The following is a 20365-nucleotide window of genomic DNA, read 5'->3' as shown; positions in this document are numbered from 1 at the left end:
GCGGGCGACGGCGGCCCGAGAGACCCGCCCCCGGACCACCAATGTTCGCCGTGCGGCGCGAGCTCAGAAGGCGCGTGGGTACAACCGCCGAGCGTTGTCCTCGAAGATCAGTCGCTGCCCACCGTCATCCAGGTTCGGAAGCTTCTCGATCACCGGTTTGAGGTCCTCGAAGGCGAACCCGCTGCCCGGGCGCTCCGTTCCGAACAGCACCCGGTCGGCGCCCACCACATCGATCAACAGCGACAAGGCCTCGGGGGTGTAGAGGCAGGTGTCGTAGTAGAAATGACGCAGGAGCTTCTTCATCTCGTTCAACGAGTCCTCGACACCACCCCAGCCGCGGTGTTTCCCCATATGCGCGGCCCATCGCCCCAGCTGATAGGGAACCGAGCCTCCACCATGCGGAACAATCAGTTTCAAGGTCGGAAAGTCCTCGAACACCGTGCCGCGCAGGATCGCCAGGATCGCCAGTGACTCCTCACTGATGAAGTGCTCGCTGAAACTCTCCCGGCCGTAGCAGCCGGCACAGTGCAATAGGGCGGGAACGTCGTACTCGACCAGCTTCTCGTAGAGCGGGTACCAGTACTCGGAGTCCATTGTGGGTGTCTGGCCGTCGCCCTCGCCGGGATCCGGGTTCACGAGGACACCGACGAAGCCCAGCTCCTCCACGCAACGAGCGAGCTCTTCGAACACCACCGTGGTGGGCTCCCCCGCCTGCTGTGGCAGCGCCCCCACGCCTTTGATCCGGTCCGGGCGCGCGGCCGCCTGCACCGCGATGGCGTCGTTGTTGTTCTGAACCCACCATTCGACGATCTTGCCCGGCTTATGCGAGTGCTTGAGGGTATAGGGCCGCGCCGAGGTGAACTGCACATCGGTGCCGACCTCATCCATCATCGCGATCTGCTTGTCGGCCCACTCCAGGAGTTCCTCGTCCGAGGTGTGCATCCTGGTGCGTCCGCTGTACGTTCCCGCCGCTTCCATCATCGTCCAGGCCGCCTGGAAGGACGGCGGTGCGACGAGGTGGGCGTGAGAGTCGATGATCATGAGTCTCCTCGAGATAAAGGTTGGATACGAATAGAGTCAGCCGTCATCGGATCGACGCGTGACGGCAACAAAATCGAGGGCGATGGCGGCGTCCGGGGTCAGCCGCAGCGGATTGATCTCGATCTCCGTGATATCCGCGGTGGTGGCGACGATCTCAGACAAGCGAGCGATTCCCTCGCAGGCGGCCTCGACGGCGACCGCCGCCGCGCCGCGGTATCCCTGCAGCAAAGGCCAGCTCTTCAGCTGCTTCAACAAAGCATGGATGGTCTCGGGCGCTGCCGGCGCTATGGCGCGCGCGATATCGCGATACAACTCCGTGGCGATGCCGCCCGCGCCGACGGTCACCACCGGCGGGTAGCCGTCACCCTCTCGGCGGACACCGACGATGAGATCGACCCCGGGTCCCTGCTGCTCCTGCACGAGAACGCCCTCGATCGATGCCTGGGGCACCTTCGCTGCCACCGCCGTCCGTATCTCATCGATGCTCCGCGCGAGATCGACGGCTTGGACCCCCAGCCGAACGCCCCCGACCTCGGTCTTGTGGAGGACATCAGGCGACTGGACCTTGACCACGAAAGGAGCGCGGAGCCCTGCCGCGGACGCTACGTCGCCGATCCCGTCGATCAGCACTCCCGAAGGAGTGGCGATGCCGGCGAGCTCGAGCAGAGACCGCCCACGGCATTCGGTGATGACCCCCTTCGGCTGACCGGCGACGACCGCGTCCACGAGCCGCAGGCGCTCATCATCGAGCACCCGTGACGGAACGGCCTCCGGTGTCATGGTGCTCAGCCGATAATGCATCGACCGCGCCGCCGCCGCCAACGAGCCATGCACCCTGATGCCGCCTTTCAGCAGGGCTTCCCGGGCTTCACCGATCCGGTCAGCGGGAGCCAGCCACGCCACCTGGACCGGAGCCGGATGATCAGCGGTCGCTTCGACGATGTCCTCCGCCACCTCGCGGGCCGTCGCGCCCGTCAGGTTGGTCACCACCACCAGAACGGCATCGATCCCGGCATCGCCACACACCGTCGCGCAGACCTCACCGAACACCGGTTTTTCAGCGGCGAACATCTGAGCCGTCACATCAACCGGATTAGCGGTCGAACCGAAGCTCGGCACCAGGGCATCGAGCCGCCCCCTGGTGGCGTCGGAGAGAACGGGCACATCGATACCGAAGTCGTAGAGGTGGTCGGCAGCGAGTCCGCCCGCGCCGCCAGAGGTCGTGACGATGCCGACCCGCCGGCCAATGACCGGAGGCGCCAGTGACGCCTCCACGACATCCAGCGCGGTGTCGATGTCATCGACGACGGCGATCCCCGCGCTCCGCGACAGCAGGAGGAATGACTCGTCGCCCCGTGACATCGCCCCTGTGTGCGATGCGGCGGCGCGACGGCCGGCGTTCGACCTGCCCGAGCGTATGCAGACGATCGACTTGCCGGAGTGTCGAGCACGCTCCGCCAGCGTCAACCACATCGGACCGTCCGGGATCGCCTCCAGGTGAATGACGATCGTCTCGATGTTCGGCTCGCGCAGCAGCGCCTCGGCGGCATCGGTAGCGGTCAACCCGGACTCGTTTCCTGTGCTGAACCAGGAGCTGACGCCGATCCCCCGTTCCATAGCCAGGCCGAGGACGGCGCCGCCGAGCGCACCGCTCTGCCCGACATAGGCAACGGAGCCATCCGAGCTCAGGCCATGGTCGAGCGTCGTCGAGAAACTCGCGACCACCGACGAGCCCAGATGGAAGAACCCCTGGCTGTTGGGACCCAGCAACGTCATGCCGCGCGCCATAGCCATGGCGCTGATCCGCTGCTGAGTCTCGAGACCTTCGCCACCGAGCTCGGCGAAGCCCGAGGAATAGATCACTCCAGCGGTGACGCCGATCTCGCATGCCTGGCGCACGGCGTGCTCGATCCCGGAGGCGGGGATCATGAAAAGCACCAGATCGGGCACCGTGGGTACCTCGGCAAGGGTGGGGAAACACGGATACTCGAAGACCTTCTGGCGCCGTGGATTCACCGGGTAGATCTCACCTCGATAACCGAACTTCGCCAGGTTGCGCAGAACCTTCGCGGGATAGCTCCCTTCCGTCTCCGAAGCTCCCACGATGGCGACCGACGACGGGCGCAGCAGTCCCTCGAGCACGGAGCCATCGGCCTTCGGAATCTCGTCGATACCGAGCTCAGGCTTCACTGTCACGTCATGCTCCCTCATAGTGGCCCTGCCGACGCTCGCGGAACGCCCGCATCGCCTCGCGGTGGTCTTTGGTCGCCATCGCGATTCCCATATGCGAGGAGATCAGATCCAGACTGGTCGCCAGATCGGATGTGCGGGCGCGTCGAACCGCCGATTTGATCAACTGGACATGAGCCGGCGGCGCCTCGGCGAGTCGGCGCGCGAACTCATAGGTCTTGGGCAGGAGCTCGTCGGGGTCGAACAGCTTCGTCGCGAGGCCGATCCGCAGCGCTTCCTCGCCGTCGACGAGATCGCCGGTCATGAGCAACTCGAGAGCCTTCGCCTCGCCGACGATGCGCGGCAGATAGAAGCAGCCTCCGTCGCCGGGCACCAGGCCTACCTTGACGTACCCCTCGGAGAACTTCGCCCGCGGAGAGACAAACCGCATGTCACACATCAGCGCCATGTCCATGCCCGCGCCGACCGCCACTCCGTCGATTGCCGCGATCAGCGGTTTGTCAAGCTGCTCGACGGCCCGCGCGACGGTGTGGACTCGTCGAGTGAGCATGTGCTTGTGCGCCAGCGGGCTGTCCTCGACGGTGGCGATCTCCGAGAGTTCGACACCCGAGCAGAATGCGCCCCCCGCCCCGGTCAGCACAACGGCGCGGACCTCGTCGTCGGCCTGAGCCTGTTCCAGGGCCCGCGTCCACTGCTCGAGCATCGCAAACGTAAAAGCGTTCTTCAGGTGGGGGCGATTGAGCCGGATAGTGGCAACCTGTCCCTCAACCGAGTACTCCAGATCCATCGTTCTCCGTTCATGCCATGTCAGTCGAGGCTGATCTGAGCCCAGGCGTCAGCCGGCGCGCGTCCCGGCAGAGCGTCGGCCAGCTCCGTAATCCATCGGCGGCCGTCACTGAGTTCTTGCCTCCATGTCCACAACCGCGTGGTACTGCGGTGAAGCGCATGCTCCTGGGTGAAGCCGATCGCGCCATGAAGCTGGTGCGCCTGAGCAGCCACCTCGCCGATCGCCTCATGCGCCGCGACCAGTGAAACGACGACCAAGAAGGCCGAGGAGTCGTCCTCGTCTCGCGACAGGACATCCACCGCGGTGGTCGAGGCGGTGTGAAGGAATCGAGCCGCGGCCGCCAACCGGGCGACGCGGTGCTGCACCGCTTGAAACTTGCTGAGAGCACGGCCGAACTGAACGCGTGTCGTGACGTACTCGATGCTGAGACGCTCAGCTCGGTCCGCCGCGCCCACAGCCTGAGCCAGCATCGCGACCGACATCCGCAGCGCGACATCCCGGTAGGAGACCGGCGCGGGCGTCAACTCGGCGGGGCTGAGGACGAGATCGTGGAACTCCACCGCATCGCGGGACGTGCCGGCGATCGTCTCGCCGGGGACGACCTGGACCCGTCCGGCATCGATCAGGGCGATCATGCTTCCGGGGCCATCCTGCGGAAGCATCACCACCAGACCACGCGCGAGCGCGGCCGCGCCAATACCGTCGACTCGGCCGGTCACCACATAGGCGCCGTCGGAGCGACGGGAGGCCAGCGCGTCGAGGGGGACCACGGACAGAGGCTCGGCGGGTACGTCCAGTCCGGCCGCCGCCAGAAGCCAGCCGGCGCCCCAGCTCGTCTCAACCAGGGGCGCGTCGGCGCTCACCGCGGCCATGGCGCGCAGGATGATGGCGGCTTCCTGCCAGCTCCCACCGCTTCCGCCGCGATCCTCGGGGATTCCCACGCGCGTCATTCCCAGCGATTCGAGTACATCCCACGCCGCGCGAGGATCCGTTGCCGGAACGTCGGCGAGAGCTCCTTCGACGGTCTGCGTCAGTACGGCGTATTCCGCGGCGCTCATCGCGCGCCCACCGACTTGGCCACGATGCCGAGAAGAATGTCTGTCGCCCCGCCGCGCACGCCGAATGTCGGCGCATGAGTCAGCCCATGAGCCAGCTGCGTCTCGAGCTCGGTGCCACTGAACGAGGGGACCGCGCCGAAGAATCTACTCACCGACTCCACGACTCGTTGCTCGAACTCGCCTCCCAGGGCCTTCACCATCGCCGCCCGGGTCTCGGGCACCGATCCCTCTTCCAGCTCGGCCGCGATCTCCACCGACATTCGCCGCAACATCACCAGCCGGGCTATCAGGGCGGCGTACTCCTCACGCGCGCTCTGGTCCTCGGCTCGCAACGAATCACCCCAAGCGAGGAGGAGCGGAACGGAGCTGGAAATGCGCTCGGGCCCGCTTCGCTCGTAGGCGAGTTCCATCGTCACCTGTCGCCACCCCTCACCCTCGGTGCCCAGCAGGGCGTCTTCGGGCAGCGCAACGTCATCGAACACCACTTCGTTGAAGTGGGCTTTACCGTCAATCGTCTGAATCGGTCGTATCGAGACTCCGTCCCGAGGCAGTTCGACCAGGAACTGGCTCAGCCCCACATGGCGCCGCTCCCCCAGCGGTGACGACCTCGCCAGGAGCAGAATCGCCCCCGCGACCTGAGCATGCGATGTCCACAGCTTCGTCCCGTTGAGCACCCATCTCCCGTCGGGATGACGCTCGGCCCTGGTCCGGACGGCAGCGAGGTCGGATCCAGCGTCCGGTTCACTCATACCAAGGCAGAAGATGAGTTCAGCGCTCGCGATCCCAGGAAGAAACTTGCGACGTTGCTCCTCGGTGCCATGTCGCAACAAGCTCGGCGCGACCTGGCGATCACCGATCCAGTGGGCGGCCACCGGAGCCCCGGCTGCGAGCAACTCATCCGTCACGACCCATCGCCGCAGAGCTGTCGAACCGGCGCCTCCGTACTCCCGGGGGACCACCATGCCCACCCAGCCACGGGAGGCGAGGCGCCGACTGAACTCAGGGTCGACCCCCTGAACCCAGCCGTCGACCATGGGGCGATATCCGCCGCGCTCGCGCTCCTCGGCCAGAAAGGACCTCACCTCGGCCCGGAGCTCGGCCACCGCGCCGCGCCATGCCGCGTCCAGAGCCATCAGAGTCCACCCGGCGATCCCGCCACGGCGGGGAGGTCATAGATATCCACGGTGCGCTCCCCGGCGCGAAGACGATCCATGTACTCGGCCTCATCTCGCTCTCGCGCATGTGAAGCCTCGATCACCGGCGCCACCCGGCCTTCGGGGATCACCACGACGCCATCCGCATCGCCGACCACCAGGTCTCCTGAGCTCACCGTCACCTCACCGACGCAGATCGGGCTGCCGAGCGATCCCGCCCCCTTCGGGTCTTTCCCGGTGCCTCGTATGCACAGACCCGCGCTGAAGACGGGAAAGCCCACTTCTGGGAGCTGGTCGCTGTCCCGAACGCACCCGTTGATGACGAGTCCGCCAAGGCCCTGAGCCATGGCGGCGACGCTGAGGATCTCTCCCCAGTAGCCGAACTCGGCGCCCGCTCCGACATCGACCACCAGGACCGCGCCGGCCGGGGCGGCATAGACAGCATGATGCAGCCACAGGTTGTGGCCCGGAGTACAGGAAACCGGGTAGGCTGGCCCAAAGACCCGTGCGGATGGGCTCACCGGCTTGATGGAGAAGGGTAGCGCGCCGATACGCCCCGCCGCTTCGTGGAGCGTGGCAGTGGAAAGCGCCCGGTCGGCGGCGTCGAGCGCGTTCCACCAATCGGCGCCTGTCGTTGCTCGGATAGTCACCGCAGTCACTCCGGACGATTCGGGTCGAGGATCTCAGAACGCAGTCGGTCGACGTAGGCTTCGAGGTCGACCTCGTTCTCGGCGAACCACGTCTGGGCGTCGGCCCAGCCAACCTCGTCCTCGTAACCGAGCTCCTGCACGATGCCGAGCCATTTCTCATGAGTCTCGACAACGTCGTCGACGATGTCAGCGGCATCCGCCGTCGGCAGGTCCGCTTCGGCATAGCGGTCGCGGGCCTCGTCGAAGTAGCCGTTGACGGCCTGCGCGAGGTCGTCAGAGGCCGTCTCGATCGTGACACCACTGGCCGTCGAGGTCTCCAGAGCCGTGGAGAACATCTCAAAACCGGCGGTGCTCGCCACGGTTTCCTCGAGGAAAACGTCCAGGCGATCCCACAGCAGCTGCTGTGCCACGAGCGGCAGGCTCTCCCATCTGTCCAATCCGATGCTGACTCCCGACGGGTAGGTGGAGAAACCGAATCGGTCATCCAGGGTCCAGCTGTCACCCGCTTCGATGAATCCCCCGCCCTCGGCCATCGCCAAAGAAGCGATCACACAATCAACGACACCTCGCTGAAGGCCGTCGTACACCTCAAGGAGCGGTAAGGTCACCGGGGTCGCGCCAAGCGCTTCCAGCTCGCCGGCCTGCCCCTCGGACCCGGCGCGGATCACCTTCCCCCGCGCGTCGTCGAGGCTGCGCACCGGCTCACCGCGGCACAGCAGCCCCGAACCCTGGTTGGGCGCGAAGGGCACGAGTGGCTGGATGCCGTTCTCGATCAGCTCGTCCTTGAAGGGGCCGGGCACCGCGCCGGCTTCTGCCCACGCGGCAGTGAGCTGAAGGGTTCCGACCACCGGAGTCGGCTCCTGGAGGAAGAGAAGATCAGCACCCAGGCTGGTGACCGGATAGGTGTCGGCCTCGTAGGTGGTGACATGATGCCCCATGTCGACGAGCCCTTCCGCGAGCGCGCTGGTCATCTCCTGAAGCGCCACCCGTGAGCCGCTGTAGAGGAGTTCGATCTCGATCTTCCCGTCGGACCATTCCTCGACAGCCTCGGCATACCGCTGGACGGGCGCCGCGACCAGCGACTCCGAGCCAACGGCGAGCTGGAAACTGAGTGTTACCGGCTCGACATCGGCGAAGGCCTCCTGGTAGGTCTCCAGGTCGGCACCGGCCTCCACCCCATCACCGCTCGGGCCGCTATCACCGCCGCCCGAGCACGCCGCCAGCACCACGCATCCAGCCGCGCCCGCGGCCAGCCACTTCAGCCCATATCGCATCCGCACAATGCCCTTCCATCCTCGCAGTTCTTATGTAATATAACTTACATACTACGTTACTGTCACGCCCCATCTGGCAAACGACCGCAGTACTGGAGGAACCCGTGACCATCGAAGGCGCCACTCGGTTGACAGTGATCGACGCGGGTTCCCTACTCGCCACAGCTCTGTTCGCCAAGACTTTCCGAGAGCTCGGAGCCACCGTCGTCCGCGCAGAACCGGAGCCTCAAGCGCCGATCACCCAACGCCACCCATTCATCGAGGGCTGGGAACCCTGGAACCGCGCCGCGCCCGTCGACGACCTCGACGCGCTGGCAGCGACCGCCGACGTCCTTATCATCGGCAGCGAGTCTCGCGTATGGAACGCGGAAGCCTTCCGCGAAGCGCACCCGTCGTTGATCGTCGTCGACATCGGAGGGTGGCCAGGAGATCCCGACTTCCCCGCAATAGAACTCCTGGTGCAAGCGAGATCCGGCATCGCCTTCGAGCAGCATCCGGATCGTCCGGTTCTTCACGGGCAGCAGCCTGGAATGTACGGCGCCGCGATCCTCGCGCTCTGCGGCGCCTGGGCGGCGATCCTGCAACGGCGGACATCGGGACGCGGACAGACCGTGCGCACCAGCCTCCTGGAAGGGTTGGCCCTCACCTTCCCGTCGCTATGGATGGACGCGGAAAAGCCCGACGCGAAATTCAATCTCGTCCAGCCTCGCGGCGTCCAGAACATGGTGTTCCCCTGTGCCGACGGCCGCTGGATCCAGCTGGTGCTCGGCACCCGCGGAGCACTTCCACGGCTCCTCACCGCGCTCGGCATCGAGGCCGACATCGACTCCGACCACTCGGGAGCCCCTGATCCCCACGGTGGTCTGCGCAACTACTACGGCCCCTACGACCTCATCGCCGAAGGTGTCGCGCGATACGACCGCCAGACCCTCGTCCAACGGCTGCGCGATGCCGAGGTGGGAGTCGAACTCGTCACGGAGCCGGGCGAGAGCTGGGACGATGCCCAGGTCCGATGCGCCGAGATCATCACACCGACCGGCCAAGGCGGACGGCGCGTCGGGCTGCCGCTCACGGTCCGTCCGACGGACAGCACGGCGCGTCCAGCGGACACCACGACGCAACACGGGGATGACGCTCGCGCAGCGGGCGGACCGCTGTCCGGAGTCCGCGTCGTCGACTTCGGCAACTTCGTCGCCGGCCCCATGACCTCGAGAATCCTGCACGACCTCGGCGCCGATGTCATCTGGGTCGAACCGGTGGCCAATCCCCGACCGGTCAGTACCTTCCGCACCATTCTGGTGTCAAATCGTGGAAAGCGAAGTCTGCGCGCCGATCTGAAATCGCCTGAGGGGCTCGCGATAGTACGCACGCTGAGCGCGACCGCCGATGTGGCCACTCACAACTTCCGCGTCGGCGTGGCCCAACGGTTGGGCATCAGCCCGGCGGACCTGCGACAGGCGAACCCCGCTATCGTCACCCTCCAGACCAGCGGATACGGGCAGCACGGTCCACGGTCCACAGCGACGGGCTTCGATCCCATCTTCCAGTCTTTCTCCGGTCTTGCCGGGCGAGCGAGCGGGCCCCAGAACCCGCCTGAACTCTGCCGCTCGACGATCGTCGACTACTGCACAGCGGGCCTCGGCGCCCTCAGCGTCCTCATCGCGCTGAACGAACGCGCCGAGACGAGCCGAGCCCAAGAGACCGAGGTCGACCTGCTGCGCACCTCGCTCTTCCTGCTCTGCGATGTCATCGAGGACGCGGCCGGAACACGTCGCGGCGCTTTCACGCTGAACCCCGAACAGACCGGCTTCGAAGTGGCCGAGCGAATCTGGCGCACCCAGGACGGCTGGATCGCGGTCAGCGCGCGCTCCGAGGCGCAACGCCACCGCTTCATCTCCGCTCTCGGCCTGCCGAAGAACGCCGATCTCTCCGCCTCGGCGGGCACCGCGGAGGCACTGGCGCTCGAGATATCAGGGCAGAAGACCGTGGAGATCCTCGACAGGCTCACCGACGTCGAGGTATGGGCCGCTGCGGTGTCCGAGACCGGGTGGAGTGGCATGCGTGACGACCCAGGGGCCCGCGCGAGCGGCCTCGTCACAGCGGTCGAGGACCAGCGATACGGTCGCGTCGGCGGTTGGTTCGGCTCGCTGATCCGGCTTTCTAGCTGGCGGGACGAGAGCGAGCAGCGCTCCGTTCCGCGGCCAGGTGAACACACCGTCGAGATCCTCGAAAGCCTTGGTCTCGACCACGCCGAGGTCGATCGGCTGATCACTCGCCGAGCGGTCGCCGGAGACGATTCCGGTTGGTAGACCATGGTGCCGGAGATCGTGAGACCGACCCGGCGGCCATCGGGTCGGCTAGGCGCTATGGCTCAGTCCGACAGTCGATCGGCCAAGAGCGCGCGTGATTCCTTCAAAGACGCTTTCATCAGTCGGGCGACCTCAGCACCGTTACCCGCGACAAAGGCATCGACCGTCGCGCGATAGTCTTCAAGGCGGATACCCGTCGCGGCTACTTCGCTCATCACAATCACTTGGTAGCGTCCCGCGCGGTCCCACAGCGTATCCAGCAACTCGGTCAACGGCACGTTGTCAGCCGCCGAGTACATCAGCCGGTGTGCCACCCTGTGCTGACGGATCATCTCGTCTACCGGGACGTCCGTGCGCAGTTCCCGCATCTCGGCGAGTTGCTCGCGCACCGCCGCACTCGCTTGCTGAGCACCGAGACGACCCGCGAAAGGGTCGAGCTGCAGCCTGATGTCATAGATGTCGATGATTTCCTTCCGCGTCAACGGAGGAACCCGCATCTCCCGGTGCGCCAACTGCCTCAGGAAACCTTCTGCCTCAAGACGGCGCAAGGCCTCGCGCAGCGGCGTCGTCGACAGACCCAACCGCCGCGCGATCTCTTCCTGATCCATCCGCGACCCCGGCTCGAGGGTCCCATCGAGGATCTCGGCGCGGAGGATCCCGTAGGCGGCATCGGTCTTCGTAGCCCACATGGCAGTCACCTGCCGAATCGTATCCCCCGTATCCCACCGAGTCGGCCAAGACCCGCCCCAGTGCGGTCCTGGATTGCGCAGCAGAGGAGACTCATGGCACCCCCTGATCGGAAGCCCGGCCACGAGCCCGCCGATGATCGTCCCCGCGGAGCCGTCCAACTCGCCTTCTCTCGATCATTCGGGCCCTACTTCTGGGCGCTGCTGACCTCCGTGTCGGGCATGTGGATCTTCAATATCGTCGCGGTCATCGTGGCGTTCGACATCTCGGGCTCAGCGCTGGTGGTCGGCCTCGTCGGCTCGATGCAGTTTCTCCCCCAGTTCTTCATCACCCCCATCAGCGGACGTTTCGCCGACCAAGGGAACGCGGTTCTGCAGATGCTGCTCGGACGGATCATCATGACGACGGGCACCGGTTCCCTGGCTCTTTGGATCTGGTGGACAGATCCGGCGCAACGCGACGCCTGGCCCCTGCTCGCCGTTTCTCTCTACATCGGCCTAGGGTTCGCCATCGGTGGCCCAGCGATGCAGACGCTGATTCCCACCCTGGTCCGGGAGCAGGAACTCCCGGCGGCCATGACGCTCAACAGCGTTCCGATGACCGTAGCGCGGTCTGCCGGCCCAGCCTTCGGCGCTTTCATCGCCTTGCACTTCGGTGCCGGCGCGGGATTCTTCACGGCGGCTCTGTGCAACCTGGCGTTCGTCATCGTCGTCGCAGCGCAACGCTATGGACGTGGTCTGCGGCGCAACGAGCAAGCAGACTATTCCGTGCGCGCCGGTATCGTCTACGCCCGCAGAACACGACCGCTGTCGCTGCTCCTGCTGGCTGGAACCGCCACCGCCCTGGCCGCCGACCCCGCCCTCACCCTGCTGCCCACGCTCGTCGACGACAGAAGTGGCGATGCCGCGATGGTGGGATGGATCGCCTCGTCATTCGGCATCGGTTCGGCATTCGGCCTTCCACTCGTGCCGACGCTAGCGCGTCACATCGGGCTCGAACGATTGTCGGCTTGTGGCCTGGTGACCATGAGCGCTGGCTTGGGCATCGCGGCCATCCCCTCGGCACTCGCGGCACTCACGGGATTCCTCGTGTGCGGGACCGGCATGAGCCTTGCGCTCACCGCTGTCATGACGCTTACCCAACAACACGCCGTCGCTCACATGCGTGGCCGCGTGATGGCTCTTCTCCTCGTCGCGTTACTGGGTTCGCGGCCGGTCGCCGCCACGGCCAACGGCGCGGTCGCTGACCTGACCTCGGCGACCGTCGCGATGCTGATGATCAGCGCGCTGACGCTGTTCATCGCCTATCTCTCGCGACCCGGAAGACTCCGGGTTCATGGCCGGTGAGGCATGAGAATCTCATCGACATAGACCTCGATCAACGGCTTGAAGTCGATCGCGTCCTCGTGAGCGGCATACCAACTGTCGAAGTCTCCCCAGCCCACCTCGGCTTCGAAGCCGAGATCATCGCGAACGATGCCGAGCCATTTCTCGTGGGCGGCCTCGACCTCGACGAGGTCGGCCTCGCCGTCTCGACCGTCTACCGCCTCATCGGCGACGCTCTCGCGGTACTGCTCCCAGAATCCCTCGATATCAGCAGCAGCCTCAGCATCCCAGTCCTCCCAGGCGAGGCCGGCTTCATTGGAATCTTCGACGGCCAAGGCATTGGAACCCCACTGGCCGACCATGAGATAACTCTCCAAGTAGACATCGAGACGATCCCATAAGAGCTGCTGAGCCGCCAAAGGCAGCGACTCCCACTTGTCGAGACTCATATCGAAGCCGGTCACAGGCGCCGGCCCAGCAGTGGGGTCAACGGTCCATCCGTCAGTGACATCGGCCAGTCCCGCAGTCGACAGCAAACCGAACGACGCCTCCATGCAATCGACCACACCTCGTTGAGCGGCCTCATAGAGTTCGTTCTGAGGCAGGCTCACCGCCGAGGCGCCGAGGTGATCGATGAGCGCGGCGCCGGCGGGCGTCTGAGAGCGGATCGATATGCCCTTGGCGGCCGCGAGCGACGTGAGGGGCTCACCGCGACACAGCATCGCGGCGCTGCCGGTCGCCGTTGCGGGCACGAGTGGGCGGATGCCGACTTCCTCAGCCTCCTCCCACAGAGCGTCCGTATCAGACCAGATCTGGCCCAAGGCGCCGAAGAGCTGCAGGTTGCCGACGATGGGGTCGGCCTCGTGAATCGAGAGGTACTTTCCGAAGTAGGTGGCGACAGGGAACGAGTCCTGCATGTACTCAGGACGGTGAATCCCCATATCGACGAGACCGTCACCCAGCGCCTTGCCCATCTCCGGCAGCGCCGCGATCGCACCGCTGTAGGAGACGTCGAAGGTGATCTTGCCTCCCGACCACTGCTCGACGGCTTTCGCGTACTCGTCACCTGGAGTAGTGAACGGGTTATCGGGAGGCGTGGGCATCTGGAGAACGATCTCGATCGGCTCCGCATCCGCCAACGCCTCGATGTAGTCCTCCTGGCTGGCGCCCGCGGCAACGCTCGGCCCGCCAGCGGATTCCTCGCCGGAACCCGAACTCTGGCAAGCGGCAGTCGCCATCGCCAGCCCCCCTGCCAGAGTCAACGTAACAATTCGGGATAAACGCACCTGTCATTCCTCACTGTCGGTCCAAAGATTCGGGATGCCGCGGATGCGTCTGCGCATACGGCATGCGTCGGCTACCTTCGACACTTCCTTGCATTAAACAGACTATAAAATATAGTCTACGTTTGTGATCCGGAACACCGCAACATTTTCGCGCTCACGCCAACCGAGAGGACTCCTCTGTGTCCTATGACTACATCGTCGTCGGAGCCGGAGCAGCCGGCTCCGTCGTGGCCCACCAGCTCTCAACGAATCCCTCGACTCGCGTTCTCCTCCTCGAAGCCGGCGGAACCGACCGCCATCCCATCAACCTGGTGCCTAAGGGCTTCTATTTCACGATGTCGAACCCGCGATTCTCAAAGACTTTCGTCGCCGGACCCTACGGAGCCGTTGACGCCACGGAGCCCTGGCACCGTGGCCGAGTGCTCGGTGGCTCGACCACCACGAACGGCATGATCTGGAATCGCGGCTGGGCACCCGACTACGATGCGCTGGTCGACGCAGGAAACGCCGGTTGGGGGTGGCGGGAGTTTCTCGACGCGTTCCGCTATCTCGAGAACCACCAGCTCGGCGGCTCGGAGCTGCGCGGTACGGGCGGTCGCGTCGACGTCTCCATCGCCGCACCGCCAGATGATCTGAGCGAGGCATTGATCGCGGCTGCCGAGGCCGATGGCCTTCGACGCGTCGACGATTGGAACGGCACCGACGATGAGCGCATCGCCTATGTGCCGTCCAACATCGGGAAGGGACTTCGCGTCAGCTCCGCGCGCGCCTTCCTCCGCCCGGCGCTGCGACGCGAGAATCTGACCGTTGTCACCGGCGCCGAGGTCCACTCGGTCGTTCTCGACCATCGCCGAGCCACCGGCGTGCTCGCCCGGGTCGGTGGATCCGAGCGGACCTTCTCCGCTCGACGCGAAGTCCTCCTCTGCGGAGGCACACTGGATACGCCGTTGTTGTTGGAACGATCCGGCATCGGCCATCCAGCGGTGCTCCATGCCGCGGGCCTGCCACTACGCGTGGAGAGCCCCAACGTCGGCGAGAAGCTGACCGAGCACCGCGGCATGGATTTTCGATTCCGCATCACTGGCGCCGAGGGGCAGAACAAACTTATCGCGGGACAGATCCGTCGTTACCTGACCGGCGCGCGCTATCTCGTCGAGCGCAACGGCATCATGTCCTATGGCGGCTTCAACGTCATCGGAGCGTTCGCGGCGCACCCCGACGCGACCCGGCCCGATGCGCAGATCGTTTTCACACCGGTCTCGATCGACGGATCACGGCTCGGCCCGAAGCGCGCGCAGCCGGAAAAAGAACCTGGCGCGATGTTGTCGATGCTGCCTTTACGTCCAACCAGTCGCGGGAGCATCCATTCGACCGGCGCCCGCGCTGGCGATGTCGCTGCCATCGCCCCGAACTTCCTCGCCACGGAACACGACCGCGAGGTTCTCGCTCATGGGGCGCGGCGCGCGCGCGGAATCGCCGAACACCCCGAGTTCGGTCAGTATGTCGCCAGACTCACCAAACCGGTCGATCTCGACCTATCGTCCGACGAGGCGCTTGCGCACCACGCGATCAACTTCGGCAACAGCGGCTATCACACCGTGGGCACGGCGGCCATGGGGCCGGACGATGACGATGTCGTGGACGCCAACCTGCGGGTGCGCGGCACTGAGAACCTCCGCGTCATCGACGCCTCGGTCTTTCCCCACATCACCTCGGGCAATATCAATGCGCCCACCATGGCCTTGGCGCTGATCGCCTCCGGACGCATCCTCCAGGGTGACTGACGTATGCCCGAGGAGAGACATATCGACGAAAGGGATCCGCTATGGCAACCGAACTGCTCAAGGAGCTTCCGGCGCCTGTCTTGCGAGTGGGTGGCGACAAGCTCGCCGCCGGGTCCGGTGGATACCACCGGCACATCAATCCTTACGACGGAACCTTCCAAGGCGATGTCCCCCTAGCCGGTCGGGAGGAGGTCGACCAGGCGGTCGAGGCTGCGCTGGCCGTCGCGGATGAATGGCGTTCATGGCGACCTGAGCAGCGCCGGGAAGTCCTGTTGCGACATGCTGAGCTTATCCGGAATCATCGCGAGGAGTTCGGGCGCCTCGGCGCGCTCGACAACGGGATGCCGATCACGATGGGGCGCGGCAGCGCTGATCTCGCCGCCGAATGGACCGCCTACTACGCCGGATGGTGCGACAAGATCGATGGCGACCTGCTCGCCACCTACGGAACCCGGAACAGTTTCTCCTATACCGCCCCTGAGCCCTACGGCGTCATCGGCGTGATTCTCACGTGGAACGGACCGCTGGTATCGCTCGGGATGTCAGTTCCGGCTCCACTCGCCGCCGGCAACTGTGTCGTCGTCAAGCCCTCGGAGTTGACGCCGTTCTCGGCTGAGCTCTACGCGGATCTCGCCGACCAGGCCGGTATTCCCGCCGGAGTGATCAGCGTGTTGCCAGGCGGCGCCGAGGCCGGCGACGCGCTGGTGCGCCATCCGAGGGTCGACAAGATCAGCTTCGTCGGCGGCCCGACCACGGCGCGCAAGATCCTCGCCGCCTGCGCCGAGAGCTTCACACCATCGGTGATGGAACTCGGAGGAAAGTCCGCGGGCCTGGTGTTCCCCGATTGCGACGACCTCGACGCCGTCGCTCAGCGGGCGGCCTTCTCCGCCTTCGGGAAGATGTCGGGCCAGGCTTGCGCTGTCCCGACCCGGCTCGTGATTCACGAAGATCTCCATGACGAACTGGTCGCCAAAGTCTGCGATGCCGCGCGTGCCTACACGATGGGCGATCCGCTCTCCGATGACGTCCAGATGGGGCCGGTCATCAACGCCGCGGCACAGCGACGAATCCTGGCGATGATCGACCAGGCCGTCAGCGATGGCGCAGGGCAGGTCGTCCAAGGCGGAAACGCTCCGGCCGGTCAGCTGGGCGGCAAGAACTTCGTCGAGCCGACGGTGCTGATCGTCACCGACCCTTCCCATGAGATCGCGCAGACGGAAGTCTTCGGCCCCGTTCTGTTGGTGTTCCGCTTCACCGACGAGGATGAGGCGATCAAGCTTGCCAATGACACCGACTACGGTCTCGCCGCATACATCGAGTCGAACGATCTCCAGCGGGTCCACCGTGTCGCCGAAAGACTCCGGGCCGGAGGCGTGTACGTCAACGGCGCGACGACAATCAACCCCTACACGCCTTACGGCGGCCTGGGACTCAGCGGATACGGGAAACAAGGAGGTCGGGTCGGTATCGACGAGTTCGTTCGCTACAAGACAGTGTCGATCGCCTGAACATCCCGTGTCTCGTCACCGACGGGCGGCCTTCAGGAGGTCCTGCCAACTGCTGAGCTTCACCCTGGCGGCCTCACGCGTAGTCCCGGCGTCGACCTCCGCCGCGTCGATGTCCAGCCAGTTGGACCACTCGATCATCTCCGGAAGATCCTCACCAGTCAGTGGGCGCGCCTGAGGGGTGACCGATTCAAGATCGGCGACCAGCGTGGCGACCGTCGCCGCGGCATCCGCCCGATTGACGCCGATCACGCCGGACGGTCCCCGTTTGATCCACCCGACGACATACTCTCGGCCGTGCCTGTCGGGGGAGTGAACACGGCCCTCGGTATGCGGGATGACCCCGCTCTCCGAGTCGAAGGGAACGTCATCGAGGGAACGCCCGAGACTCCCGACCGCAACCAGCGCCAGATCGGCGGAGAACGACCGGGCCTCGCCGGTGAGCGTGTCCGTGAAACTCACCGACCGCACTCGCTCGTCACCCTGGATCGCAGTCGGCGTCAACCCGAAGTGAAAATGCACGGTGCGGGCACGCTTGACCTCCGCCTGGTGCTTCCACTGCCGGAAAAGGTCGAGAACCGTGGAACCCGCTGGCGCCTGTCCCGGTTCGTCCCCCAACTCCTCGGGATCGGCGTGAACGACGACCCCGGCGTTCAGCAATTCGCCGAACTCCGCCAACTCCTTGAAGGTGAACTTGACATCAGCCGGACCGCGTCGGGCGAAGACATGGATATCCTCCACCCGACTGGTCTCGAGCCGCTCCAGGACGCCCGACGGGATGTCCGTATGACTGAGTTCGGAGGCCGACTTCGCCAGCACCCGCGCCACATCGAGAGCCACATTGCCCGCGCCGAGCACGGCAACGGACGTAACCGTCGATAGATCAACGGGAGTGACAGCATCGGGATGGCCGCTGTACCAGGAGACGAACGAGGTGGAGGGTAGGACACCGTCCAGTCCCTCCCCGGGAATGTTCAGCTGGCGGTAGCCGGGAGCGCCCACGGCATAGACGATCGCATCGTACCGCTCGCGCAACTCGCTCACCGTGACGTCCCGGCCCACCTGGACGTTCCCCAGAAAGCGCACTTCCTCATGTTGGAAGACACGCTCCAAAGCTCGTGACAGGCTTTTCATTCTGAGGTGGTCGGGGGCCACTCCGTACCGCAGCAAGCCATACGGGGTCGGAAGCCGGTCGATGATATCGACTCGCCAGCCCTGGGCGCGCACGATCTCGTCGGCGGCGTAAACCCCGCTCGGGCCCGCGCCAACGACCACCACATGTGGCACTTTCACCAACGGACTCCTTATCCGGTCTGAGACGACTGCCCGGACTCCGCCGGAATGACATCTCGTGATTGCGGACCTATGTTGCGCGATCCACCCGGCATGCCCAGCGGCTCGAAGAACTCGCGCGCGGCATCAAGGTGGCCCTCCTGCCCAACGGGAACCGTCGCGTCGAGAAAGATCGCGTTCTGCGGGCAGGCAGACTCGCAGGCGCCGCAGTCGATGCACTCGTCCGGATGGATATAGAGCTTCCGCTCACCTTCGTAGATGCAATCGACCGGACAGTAGGTGACACACGACCTGTCCTTGATGTCAATGCAGCCGTCTCCGATCACGAATGTCATCTCAACCACCCACGGAGATCGGCTCGATCGTGACGTCCTCCTGATGAAGCGCCCGATTCATCTTCACCCGCTTACCGAGCAATCCCAGCGGAAGCCCGGCGTCGAGCTCTGCCCGACGGATATAACTGAGAATGTCGTAGACCTCGGGGCTGACGTTGATCGCATCCGGCTCACGACCGGCGCGGCGCTCGACCATGACACACTCACGAGCATTGTCGATCAGAATGCCCAACGACACGCTACTGAGCGGGGTCCACGGATCGACCGCGCCACCACGAGCGGGGCCAAAAGCGGGATGAGTCATGATACTTTCCCCGCGGGCTCATCGGACTCCGCCTTGAGTACCGTCCACCAGTCGGTCGCCTTCGGGATGATGCCCTCTCCGCCCCGGAGCGACGGATAGGGAACCGGCTCGGCGAGGCCGGACGGCGCCTCGCCGGCTGCAAGCTTTCGTAGCGACTCCAGCAGGACGCGACGCAGCCGGATGACGGCGACATCGCTCATGCCGAGGTGCTCACGGGTTCTGTCGTAGATCGGACTCATGCTCTCCTGCACCACGAAGTCCTCGTTGTTGATCCCGCGGAGGCCGGAGAAACTGGTGCCGTTCTTCATCGCCTCACGGTCCTGCAGCCACAGGTTCTCCGCGGAGGGAAGCTCCCGAGCCTCCCCGCGCCCGTGCTCGAGACTGTCGAGCTCGACACCGGCGAACTCCAACATCGCCGGCCGTTCTTCGTCGGGGATCGGAACGCCGTCGGTCTTGTACTGGATGTAGAAGAACATGCAGTTGTGGTCGTCGATCGGGACGAACGCCTGGTGATGTGCCCAATGACCGGCCGCTCCCGGGAAGTTCGAGTGGAACGGCATAACGAACTCCGTGGCGCGAATGTACTTGGAGTCGGGATCGTTGGGGACCGGGCGTATCGCGCCGTACCGGAAACCATAGGGCTGTGACTGCGCCTCCAGCCGTGGTGCCTCCGGCGTCAGGTTCGCCAGCAGCTCGCCGCCGGAATCGGGGCCGTCAGAGGCATGTGTGAGCCAGTCCGGACGGGTGATGTTCGTGTGCAGCCAGTTCAGATGCGCTGAGTCCACCGCTCCCTCGAGGCACTGCAGCCAGTTGCAGTACTCGACCCCTTTGATGATCATCAGCTGTTCTTCGGGGAGCTCGGTGAAATCGAATCGAGGTTTCTCCGGCTCCAGCTCAGCGGGCCCGAGGTAAGTCCACACCAGGCCTCCGGCCTCCCACACCGGATAGGCGTTGGCGCGCACCCTGTCTTTGAAGGTGCTGTTCTCCGGCTCGCTCGGCGTTTCAACGAGCTCACCGTCCGGGGCGATCCTCCAGCCATGGTAGAGACACTGCAGGGTGCAGTTCTCATTGCGCGCCAGGGCGAGCGACGCGCCACGGTGCGGGCAGTGTTCGTCGAGGACGCCGACCTCGCCTTCCGTATTCCGGAAAGCCACCAGGTTCCGACCGAGCAACCGGATCCGTTGCGGCGCGCCGTCGGCCTCCAACTCGGCACTGCGCGTCGCCGGCAACCAGTAACGCTCCATGAGCTGGGCCATGGACGCATCGCCCTCAACCTGGGTGACAGCGTTGTTCTCTTCCTGAGTGAGCATTCCGAGTCCTTTCTGTGTATCGCCACCGACGACTGCGGTGGTGCGAAGTCCGCGTGCCTATTCGTCACGCACG

General features: G+C 65.3%; 17 protein-coding genes. 4 read left to right on the top strand and 13 right to left on the bottom strand.

The annotated features are described in order from the left end of the window. Window positions 1-63: 63 nt before the first annotated feature. From JL108_RS08985 to JL108_RS08955, 7 genes are read right to left on the bottom strand one after another with little or no spacing between them, the layout of a single operon-like run. Window positions 64-1041: an amidohydrolase family protein gene (locus JL108_RS08985; RefSeq protein ID WP_205197969.1), complete on the bottom strand. Its 978-nt coding sequence runs from the start codon at window positions 1039-1041 to the stop codon at window positions 64-66. Between the two features lie 36 nt (window positions 1042-1077). Beyond that, window positions 1078-3237, bottom strand: coding sequence for an acetate--CoA ligase family protein (locus tag JL108_RS08980; RefSeq protein WP_205197968.1), 2160 nt, complete (start codon window positions 3235-3237; stop codon window positions 1078-1080). 1 nt (window position 3238) lies between these two features. Further along, window positions 3239-4018 carry an enoyl-CoA hydratase/isomerase family protein gene (locus tag JL108_RS08975; protein ID WP_205197967.1) on the bottom strand — a complete coding sequence of 260 codons (780 nt, stop codon included), beginning with the start codon at window positions 4016-4018 and terminating at the stop codon, window positions 3239-3241. Window positions 4019-4038: 20 nt separating this feature from the next. Next, window positions 4039-5076: an acyl-CoA dehydrogenase family protein gene (locus tag JL108_RS08970; RefSeq protein ID WP_205197966.1), complete on the bottom strand. Its 1038-nt coding sequence runs from the start codon at window positions 5074-5076 to the stop codon at window positions 4039-4041. After that, complete coding sequence (locus JL108_RS08965; RefSeq protein WP_205197965.1) at window positions 5073-6209, bottom strand: acyl-CoA dehydrogenase family protein; 1137 nt, start codon at window positions 6207-6209, stop codon at window positions 5073-5075. Before JL108_RS08965 ends, JL108_RS08970 begins: the two co-directional genes overlap by 4 nt. Beyond that, the gene (locus tag JL108_RS08960; RefSeq protein ID WP_307837226.1) at window positions 6209-6880 is read right to left on the bottom strand and encodes an RraA family protein; all 672 of its coding nucleotides are present in this window, start codon (window positions 6878-6880) and stop codon (window positions 6209-6211) included. Before JL108_RS08960 ends, JL108_RS08965 begins: the two co-directional genes overlap by 1 nt. A gap of 5 nt (window positions 6881-6885) precedes the next feature. Then, entirely contained in the window at window positions 6886-8154 is a 1269-nt protein-coding gene (locus JL108_RS08955) for a hypothetical protein (RefSeq protein ID WP_240190861.1), read from the bottom strand. 104 nt (window positions 8155-8258) lie between these two features. Between JL108_RS08955 and JL108_RS08950 the strand changes: the two genes are divergently transcribed. Next, the gene (locus JL108_RS08950; protein WP_205197963.1) at window positions 8259-10463 is read left to right on the top strand and encodes a CoA transferase; all 2205 of its coding nucleotides are present in this window, start codon (window positions 8259-8261) and stop codon (window positions 10461-10463) included. A 62-nt stretch (window positions 10464-10525) separates the two neighbouring features. Here the strand turns inward: JL108_RS08950 and JL108_RS08945 are convergent, their stop codons facing one another. After that, window positions 10526-11152 carry a GntR family transcriptional regulator gene (locus tag JL108_RS08945; RefSeq protein WP_240190859.1) on the bottom strand — a complete coding sequence of 209 codons (627 nt, stop codon included), beginning with the start codon at window positions 11150-11152 and terminating at the stop codon, window positions 10526-10528. Window positions 11153-11245: 93 nt separating this feature from the next. Here JL108_RS08945 and JL108_RS08940 point away from each other — a divergent pair, with 93 nt between their 5' ends. Then, entirely contained in the window at window positions 11246-12496 is a 1251-nt protein-coding gene (locus tag JL108_RS08940) for an MFS transporter (RefSeq protein WP_205197961.1), read from the top strand. Here JL108_RS08940 and JL108_RS08935 read toward each other — a convergent pair. Further along, window positions 12484-13713: a TRAP transporter substrate-binding protein gene (locus JL108_RS08935; RefSeq protein ID WP_205197960.1), complete on the bottom strand. Its 1230-nt coding sequence runs from the start codon at window positions 13711-13713 to the stop codon at window positions 12484-12486. The genes JL108_RS08940 and JL108_RS08935 overlap by 13 nt on opposite strands. A 227-nt stretch (window positions 13714-13940) precedes the next feature. Between JL108_RS08935 and JL108_RS20455 the strand changes: the two genes are divergently transcribed. Both JL108_RS20455 and JL108_RS08925 read left to right on the top strand, forming a co-directional pair. Beyond that, window positions 13941-15545 carry a GMC family oxidoreductase gene (locus JL108_RS20455; protein ID WP_205197959.1) on the top strand — a complete coding sequence of 535 codons (1605 nt, stop codon included), beginning with the start codon at window positions 13941-13943 and terminating at the stop codon, window positions 15543-15545. A gap of 41 nt (window positions 15546-15586) precedes the next feature. Continuing rightward, entirely contained in the window at window positions 15587-17053 is a 1467-nt protein-coding gene (locus tag JL108_RS08925) for an aldehyde dehydrogenase (protein WP_205197958.1), read from the top strand. 15 nt (window positions 17054-17068) lie between these two features. Here JL108_RS08925 and JL108_RS08920 read toward each other — a convergent pair whose 3' ends face one another. Genes JL108_RS08920 through JL108_RS08905 form a run of 4 tightly spaced genes read right to left on the bottom strand, consistent with a single transcriptional unit; the run spans window position 17069 to window position 20292 of the window. Then, entirely contained in the window at window positions 17069-18325 is a 1257-nt protein-coding gene (locus JL108_RS08920) for an FAD-dependent oxidoreductase (RefSeq protein WP_307837231.1), read from the bottom strand. 29 nt (window positions 18326-18354) lie between these two features. Then, entirely contained in the window at window positions 18355-18678 is a 324-nt protein-coding gene (gene fdxA / locus JL108_RS08915; RefSeq protein WP_205197956.1) for a ferredoxin, read from the bottom strand. 1 nt (window position 18679) lies between these two features. Continuing rightward, window positions 18680-18982, bottom strand: coding sequence for a hypothetical protein (locus JL108_RS08910; protein WP_205197955.1), 303 nt, complete (start codon window positions 18980-18982; stop codon window positions 18680-18682). After that, a complete protein-coding gene (locus tag JL108_RS08905; protein WP_205197954.1) occupies window positions 18979-20292 on the bottom strand; it encodes a Rieske 2Fe-2S domain-containing protein in 1314 nt (437 codons plus the stop codon). Before JL108_RS08905 ends, JL108_RS08910 begins: the two co-directional genes overlap by 4 nt. Window positions 20293-20365: the final 73 nt, after the last annotated feature.

This window comes from Aeromicrobium sp. YIM 150415, from assembly GCF_016918125.1.
Classification (GTDB): Bacteria; Actinomycetota; Actinomycetes; order Propionibacteriales; family Nocardioidaceae; genus Aeromicrobium; species Aeromicrobium piscarium.
Note: the sequence above shows the minus strand (reverse complement) of the source record. Positions and strands in the feature narration are given on the sequence as shown.